The sequence below is a fragment of the Hymenobacter agri genome, assembly GCF_054778495.1.
Window position 1 is genome coordinate 1 of sequence record NZ_BAAGZM010000776.1, and the last position, 1,685, is coordinate 1,685.

At 65.6% G+C, this 1,685-nt stretch carries 2 protein-coding genes; both read right to left on the bottom strand.

Features of this window, described 5'->3' with window-relative positions; genetic code table 11:
* Nucleotides 1–585 (bottom strand): creatininase family protein (locus ACYVDE_RS21990; RefSeq protein ID WP_460503679.1); only part of this gene is annotated, 585 nt, incomplete at its 3' end.
* A 110-nt stretch (nt 586–695) separates the two neighbouring features.
* The coding region (locus ACYVDE_RS21995; protein WP_460503680.1) for a M48 family metallopeptidase at nt 696–1,685 on the bottom strand (990 nt) is incomplete at its 5' end.

Here is a 1,685-nt window from a genome sequence, read left to right on the forward strand (position 1 = left end):
CGCCGCGATGCGGAAGCGCTTGGCCGCGCCGTCGCCGGCTCCGCTGAGGGGGCGCACCAGGTCGGGGGTCAGGTGCAGCATCACGCTGGTTTCCAGCTCGTCGGCGTGGTCGCCGGGGGCCGAGAAGTATTTGTTGCGGTCGGCGGCTTTAAACCAGTTCAGCGTGCTCAGAAACACCGTCGGGAATTCGGCCTGCAGCTCGCGCAGCATCTGGCGGAAGTCGTTGCCGCCGTGGCCGTTCAGAATCACCAGCTTCGGGATGCCCTGGCGGGCCAGCACCTGCACCATATCCCGCAGAATGGCTAGCTGCGTGCTGGGGTTCAGGTTCATGTCGAGGGTGATGTCGAGCTGGCCGGTGTTTACCCCGAACGGAATGCAGGGCAGCACCACCACTTTCGCGCCCCGGTCCCAGGCCTTGCGGGCGGCCTCGGCGGCCACGTAATCCGACTGAATGTTGTCGGTGGCGTAGGGCAGGTGGTAGTTGTGGGCTTCGGTGGCGCCCCAGGGCAGCACCACTACTTCATAGTTGGCTTCCTGCACAGTTTTCCAGGTGGTTTCGGCGAGGATGTAGGGACGGGCGGACATGCGCAATGGGGCTGAGAGAGGGGAAACGGACGGTACTGAAGCTTCTACGGCGACTGAAGCCGCCGGGGTAGCAGCGGTCCCGGCAAACCGCCGGCCACGCCACCGGCCGGCTACTGCCCGTCGAGGTGCTCGGCTTTCCAGCGCATGGCGTTATACACGCGGGTGTGGCCGCTGGGATGGTCGTAGAAAATGGCTTCTTCGAGCGGCAAGGGGTCTATTTTGCGGTACTCCGACAGCTTCATGGCCGTGCTGGCAAAGGCGTCGGGCTGGCGGGCGGCGTTCAGGCCAAAGATGTCGGCCTCTTGTTCGTTGGTACGGATGATGGTGTTGCGCACCGGCGTGGCCAGAAACATAAACGCCGCCAGCAGGGCCAGGGCCAGCGGCAGGCCGGCCACATCATCTACGCCGGAAATGCCCCAGGCGGTGCCGTAGCGGGCCATCAGCCGCCGGAAGGCCCAGTCCACGAGCCACAGGCCAATGCCGACCAGCAGCGTGAAAAATACCAGCATTTTCGGAATGTGGTTCAGCACGTAGTGGCCCAGCTCGTGGCCCATCACGGCCTGCACTTCCTGCGGGGTGCAGCGGTTGAGCAGGTTATCGTTCAGCGACACGCGAATGGTGCTGCCGATGCCGCTCACGTTGGCGCTGATGCGCTTGGTCTGGCGCGAGGCGTCGATGAGGTACACGTTGTCGGCCGGCACGCCGTTGGCCCGCGCCATGCTCAGAATGGCCGTCCGGATGGGGCCGGCCGGCAGCGGCGTCGACTTATTGAACAGCGGGCTGATGAGCACCGGCCCGGCGAAGATGCCAATCACCAGAAACACCGCCGCCAGGCCCGTGCCCCAGGCCCACCAGCTGCGCCCGGCCCGCCGCACGGCCGCGTAAAACGCCAGAATTATCAGGCTGCCGAACACCACCGACAGCCCCAGGCTGGTGAGGTTTTCACCCAGCCACGCGCCAAAAGTCTGGTTCGACATGCCGTAGGCGTGCTCGCGCACATAGCCCTCGTAGATGTCGAGCGGCAGTGACAGCGCCCAAGCCAGCAGCAGGTAGCCGGCCGCGAAAGCCAGCGTGCGCAGCCACCGCCGCGGCAGGCGCTG